8 protein-coding genes are annotated in these 5398 nt (G+C 62.2%); all 8 read left to right on the top strand.

Going from position 1 to position 5398, the window contains the following annotated elements:
* On the top strand, window positions 1-457 hold a 457-nt coding region (locus EOB36_RS35140; RefSeq protein WP_245467775.1), incomplete at its 5' end, for a UbiA family prenyltransferase.
* A 2-nt stretch (window positions 458-459) separates the two neighbouring features.
* Window positions 460-621 (top strand): hypothetical protein, encoded by a 162-nt coding sequence (locus tag EOB36_RS12620; RefSeq protein ID WP_077381685.1) that lies wholly within the window; start codon window positions 460-462, stop codon window positions 619-621.
* Between the two features lie 8 nt (window positions 622-629).
* Window positions 630-1271: a cytochrome c oxidase assembly protein gene (locus EOB36_RS12615; RefSeq protein WP_128284966.1), complete on the top strand. Its 642-nt coding sequence runs from the start codon at window positions 630-632 to the stop codon at window positions 1269-1271.
* 1 nt (window position 1272) lies between these two features.
* Window positions 1273-2154, top strand: a complete 882-nt coding sequence (locus tag EOB36_RS12610) for a cytochrome c oxidase subunit 3 (RefSeq protein WP_128284965.1) — start codon at window positions 1273-1275, stop codon at window positions 2152-2154.
* Between the two features lie 81 nt (window positions 2155-2235).
* Window positions 2236-2622: a DUF983 domain-containing protein gene (locus EOB36_RS12605; protein ID WP_128284964.1), complete on the top strand. Its 387-nt coding sequence runs from the start codon at window positions 2236-2238 to the stop codon at window positions 2620-2622.
* Window positions 2619-3374 (top strand): SURF1 family protein, encoded by a 756-nt coding sequence (locus EOB36_RS12600; RefSeq protein WP_164897507.1) that lies wholly within the window; start codon window positions 2619-2621, stop codon window positions 3372-3374. The genes EOB36_RS12605 and EOB36_RS12600 overlap by 4 nt, the downstream gene beginning before the upstream one ends.
* Before the next feature lie 97 nt (window positions 3375-3471).
* Complete coding sequence (ispH, locus tag EOB36_RS12595) at window positions 3472-4482, top strand: 4-hydroxy-3-methylbut-2-enyl diphosphate reductase (RefSeq protein ID WP_095486173.1); 1011 nt, start codon at window positions 3472-3474, stop codon at window positions 4480-4482.
* 5 nt (window positions 4483-4487) lie between these two features.
* On the top strand, window positions 4488-5398 hold a 911-nt coding region (locus EOB36_RS12590), incomplete at its 3' end, for a homoserine kinase (RefSeq protein WP_245467773.1).

Genomic DNA, 5398 nt, shown 5'->3' with positions numbered 1-5398 from the left:
GCCGGTAATCGGCTGGGCCGCGGTGACCGGAACGGTCAGCCTGGAAAGCGTCGTCCTGTTCCTGATCATCTTCCTGTGGACGCCGCCGCATTTCTGGGCGCTCGCTCTCTTCAAGTCCGAGGACTATGCCAGGGCCGGCATCCCGATGATGCCGAATATCGCCGGCCAGGCTTCGACCCGACGCCAGATCTTCGCCTACGCGCTGATCCTTGCGCCGGTTGGCGTGCTGCCATGGGCGCTCGGTTTCACCACACCCGCCTATGGCGCCCTAGCGGTGCTGCTTGGCGCCGGCTTCGTCTGGTATGCGTGGAAGGTGCTGCAGATGGCGGACGACGACCATGTGATGAAGCCGGCCAAGGCATTGTTCGGCTACTCGCTGCTCTACCTCTTTGCCATTTTCGCCATCTACCTTGCCGACTGCGTTGTCGGGCGCGTGCTGGCCATGGGCGGAGCATGATCATGGCCGACAAAAAGCTTGAACTCGTCACGCTGACGGAGCGCCAGCAGAAGGCTCGGCGCAACCGCTCGGTAGCCATCGGCCTGGCGCTGGCGGTGCTTGTCGTCATCTTCTATATCGCGACCGTCGTGAAATTCGGTCACAACCTCACCGGAACGATGTGAGGCTCAAGATGAACCGCCAAACAGTGACCTATCCCCAAAAGAGGAACACCAACCGCATCGTCGCCGGCGTCTGCATCGCCTTTTTTGGCGGCATGATCGGCATGGCCTATGCCGCGGTGCCGCTCTACGCGATGTTCTGCCAGGCGACCGGTTACGGCGGCACCGTGAAACGCGCAACGCAGCAATATGCCGACCGCGTGCTCGACCGCGACATCACCATCCGTTTCGACGCCAATACGGCCGGCGTGCCATGGCAGTTTGAGCCAGTCGCCCGCTCGGTCACCATCAAGATAGGCGAGACGGCGCAGGCGCATTATAGCGCGACCAACAAGTTCGTCCGCGCCACCACCGCCCGCGCGACTTTCAACGTGCAGCCGGAACTGGCGGGATCTTACTTCAACAAGGTCGAGTGTTTCTGCTTCACCGACACGACGCTGAAGCCTGGCGAGACGCTGGATATGCCGGTCGTGTTCTATGTAGATCCCGACATCGTCAATGCGCCGGAACTGAAGGACTTGAAGACGATTACCCTGTCCTACACGATGTTCCCGGTCGAGAAGAACGAGAAGAACAAACCGGTCGCGTCGTCGGCGCCGGCCGAAGGCACAAGCAACAAAGTTTCACATACCGAACGAAGCCTCGGGGGTTGATATGGCAGACGCGCACGCAAAACCACAACATGACTACCATCTCGTCGACCCGAGCCCGTGGCCGTTCCTAGGCTCGGTCGGCGCGCTGGTCACCGCGATCGGCGGCGTCTGTTACATGCAGTATCTCAAGGGTGGCGATTTCCCCATTTTCGGCTTCAATATCGCCAATCCATGGCTGTTCTACATCGGCCTCTTGATCGTCATCTACACGATGTACGCCTGGTGGTCGGACACCATCAAGGAAGCGCATGAAGGCCACCACACGCGTGTCGTGTCGCTGCATCTGCGCTACGGCATGATCATGTTCATCGCTTCCGAGGTGATGTTCTTCGTCGCCTGGTTCTGGGCTTTCTTTGACGCCAGCCTGTTTCCCGGCGAGGCACAGCAATACGCCCGCGCCGCCTTCACCGGCGGTGTCTGGCCGCCGAAGGGCCTCGAGGTTCTCGACCCCTTCCACCTGCCGCTCTACAACACCGTCATCCTGCTTTTGTCTGGCACCACGGTGACCTGGGCGCACCACGCGCTTATTCATGGCGACCGCAAGGGGCTGATCAACGGCCTGGTGCTGACCGTCGGTCTCGGCATGCTGTTCACCATGGTGCAGGCTTACGAGTACATGCACGCGCCGTTCGGCTTCAGGGATTCGATCTACGGCGCCACCTTCTTCATGGCGACCGGCTTCCACGGCTTCCATGTCATCATCGGCACCATCTTCCTGCTGGTCTGCCTGGTTCGCGCGATGAAGGGCGATTTCACCCCAAAGCAGCATTTCGGCTTCGAGGCGGCCGCCTGGTACTGGCACTTCGTCGACGTGGTCTGGCTGTTCCTGTTTGCGTCGATTTATGTGTGGGCATCAAGCGGCGCGGTGATCGAAGGTCACTGAAATCTTTAAGGGAATGTGGCGAGGCGGCTGCGGCGACGTGGCCGCCTTATCTTTTGGGGCGAACGGCACTAAGGTATCGGAATGAGCGATGACAAGGCGATCTGGCCACCAATCGATCCGATTTCGGCCGGCCTGCACGGCCGCTGCCCGCGCTGCGGCGAGGGGAGGCTGTTTTCCGGTTTTCTCACCGTCGGCATGCGCTGCGCCAATTGCGGCCTCGACTATTCCTACGCCGATGCCGGCGACGGTCCGGCGGTGTTCGTCATCCTGATCATCGGCTTCATCGTCGTCGGGCTGGCGCTGTGGATGGAGGTGACGCTTAGTCCGCCGCTTTGGCTGCATCTCATGCTGTGGATACCGCTGACGCTGGTGCTATGCCTTGGGGCGCTTAGGCTGATCAAAGGCGTGCTTTTGACGCTGCAGTACCGCAACAAGGCGGCCGAGGGCAGGCTGGACCTCGGCGAATGAGCACGACATCCGGTTCGGTCGCAGGCCGTTCGCGGCCGAAGACGGCATTGCTGCTTGGCTTCGGCCTCGTGCTGTTCTTCATCTTGCTGGCGCTCGGCACCTGGCAGGTCCAGCGCCTGTACTGGAAAGAGGGTCTTCTCCAGACAATCGACCAGCGCACGCACTCGGCGCCCGTGCCGTTGGCCGAGATCGAAAAGCGGTTTGCCGCCACCGGAGACGTCGACTACACGCCGGTGACGGCATCAGGCACTTTCCTGCATCAAGGCGAGCGGCATTTCTTCGCGACCTGGGAAGGCCAGTCCGGTTTCAATGTCTTCACACCCTTGCATCTGGAGGACGGCCGCTTCGTCCTGATCAATCGCGGCTTCGTGCCCTACGATCTCAAGGATGCGGCCAAGCGCCCGCAAAGCCAGGTAGAGGGCCAAGTGACGGTGACGGGGCTCGCCCGCAACCCGCTGCCGGCGAAGCCCTCGATGATGCTTCCCGACAATGATCCGCAGAAGAACATCTTCTACTGGAAGGATCGCGATGCCATGGCGGCGAGCGCGGGTCTGCCGGCCGGCGCAGGGCTGGTGCCATTCTTCATCGACGCGGACGCCACCCCGAACCCGGGTGGGCTGCCGGTCGGCGGTGTTACCGTCATCAACCTGCCGAACAGCCATTTGCAATACGCCGTAACCTGGTATGGCCTTGCCGCTGCCCTTGCCGGCGTCCTCATCTTCAGGCTTCGCCGCCCGGCGAAAGAGGAATGATCGCCGCTGGCGCCCTTGACAGGGCAGGGGTGCGCACCTCATTTCGCGCCTTGAGTTCAAGACCTGAGTTCACGATACGACCAACCGGCCGGGAATCATGCTTCACACGACCACAAAGCCGCCGCTGACGATAAGGCTCTGCCAGCCCAGGGGCTTCTGCGCCGGCGTCGATCGCGCCATCCAGATCGTCGTTCTGGCGCTGAAGAAATACGGCGCGCCGGTCTATGTCCGCCACGAGATCGTGCACAATCGCTACGTCGTCGAGGGGCTGCAAAGCCTGGGTGCGGTGTTCATCGAGGAGCTCTCCGAGATACCGGCGGAGCATCGCCAGAGCCCGGTCGTCTTTTCGGCGCATGGCGTGCCGAAGTCGGTGCCGGCGGACGCCCAGGCGCGTAGCCTCTTCTATCTCGACGCCACCTGCCCGCTGGTTTCGAAGGTCCACAAGCAGGCGATGCGCCATCAGCGGCTTGGCCGCCACGTGCTTCTGATCGGCCATGCCGGCCATCCCGAAGTGATCGGCACGATGGGGCAATTGCCGGACGGCGCCGTCACCTTGATCGAGACCGAAGCTGACGCCGCGAAATTGGTGCCCGCCGACCCGCAGGCACTCGGTTTCGTCACCCAGACGACGCTCTCGGTCGAGGATACCGCCGGCATCATCCGCGTGCTTAAGGATCGTTTTCCCGATTTACATGCGGCGGCCGCGGAATCGATCTGCTATGCCACCACCAACCGTCAGGAGGCGGTCAAGGAGACCGCCGCTGGTGCCGATCTCTTCCTGATCGTCGGCGCCCCCAACTCCTCCAATTCGCGGCGTCTTGTCGAAGTGGCCGAACGCGCCGGCGCCTCGATGTCACTCCTCGTGCAGCGCGCCTCCGAAATTCCGTGGACTGACATTGCCGGCATCTCGACGCTCGGCCTGTCGGCAGGCGCTTCGGCGCCGGAAATCATTGTTGACGAGATCATCGACGCCTTCCGGCAGCGCTTCAATGTGACGATCGAGCTGGCGGTGACGGCCACTGAAACGGAGGATTTTCCGGTGATGCGGGTCCTGCGCGACGTCGAACTGACGGCGGCCGACATGGCCTTCGTCAATGGGGCCGCGTAAGGTCCATGGCGGTCTACACCGACGTCAATGAAAGTGAGCTCGGCGCGTTCCTGAAGCCCTATCCGGTCGGCGATCTCCTGTCCTACAAGGGCATCGCAGAAGGCACCGAGAACTCGAATTTCCTGCTGCACACCACCAGCGGCTCCTACATCCTGACGCTCTACGAAAAGCGCGTCGACAAGGCCGACCTGCCGTTCTTCCTCGGCCTCATGGGCCATCTCGCCAGGAAGGGCATTTCTTGCCCGCTTCCGGTGACCGCGCAGGATGGCGAGGTGATCGGAACGCTTGCCGGCCGGCCGGCGGTCATCATCACCTTCCTCGAAGGCCTGTCGCTGCGGCGACCGACGGCAGCGCATTGCGGTGAGGTCGGCAAGGCGCTGGCGCAACTCCATCTCGCGGGTCAGGACTTTCCCATGACCCGCCCGAACGCCCTTGCCATCGATGGCTGGCGTAAGCTGTGGAACGCGTCCCACGCGCGCGCCGACGAGGTCGAGCCGGGACTTGCGGCCGAAGTCGATGCCGACTTCGCCGATTTCGAACGGAACTGGCCCAAAGGCCTGCCGGAAGGCATCATCCATGCCGATCTTTTCCCGGACAATGTCTTCTTCCTCGGCGAAAAACTGTCCGGGCTGATCGACTTCTATTTCGCCTGCAATGATCTCTACGCCTATGATGTCGCCACCTGCCTCAACGCCTGGTGCTTCGAGAAAGATTTTTCTTTCAACCTGACCAAGGGCACGGCGCTGCTTGCCGGCTACCAGAGCGTGCGACCCTTGAGCGGCGACGAGAAAGCCGCGCTGCCGATGCTGGCGCGCGGCTCGGCGCTGCGCTTCATGCTGACCCGACTTTACGACTGGCTGACTGTTGCCAACGGCGGGCTGGTCATAAAACGCGACCCGACCGAGTACATCCGCAG

This window comes from Mesorhizobium sp. M6A.T.Cr.TU.017.01.1.1 (assembly GCF_004023115.1).
Classification (GTDB): Bacteria; Pseudomonadota; Alphaproteobacteria; order Rhizobiales; family Rhizobiaceae; genus Mesorhizobium; species Mesorhizobium mediterraneum.
Note: the sequence above shows the minus strand (reverse complement) of the source record. Positions and strands in the feature narration are given on the sequence as shown.

Coding starts and splice junctions, on each gene's coding strand:
- EOB36_RS12600 (WP_164897507.1), top strand. CDS start 2,619: ATGAGCACGACATCCGGTTCGGTCGCAGGCCGTTCGCGGCCGAAGACG.
- EOB36_RS12605 (WP_128284964.1), top strand. CDS start 2,236: ATGAGCGATGACAAGGCGATCTGGCCACCAATCGATCCGATTTCGGCC.
- ispH (WP_095486173.1), top strand. CDS start 3,472: ATGCTTCACACGACCACAAAGCCGCCGCTGACGATAAGGCTCTGCCAG.
- EOB36_RS12615 (WP_128284966.1), top strand. CDS start 630: ATGAACCGCCAAACAGTGACCTATCCCCAAAAGAGGAACACCAACCGC.
- EOB36_RS12620 (WP_077381685.1), top strand. CDS start 460: ATGGCCGACAAAAAGCTTGAACTCGTCACGCTGACGGAGCGCCAGCAG.
- EOB36_RS12610 (WP_128284965.1), top strand. CDS start 1,273: ATGGCAGACGCGCACGCAAAACCACAACATGACTACCATCTCGTCGAC.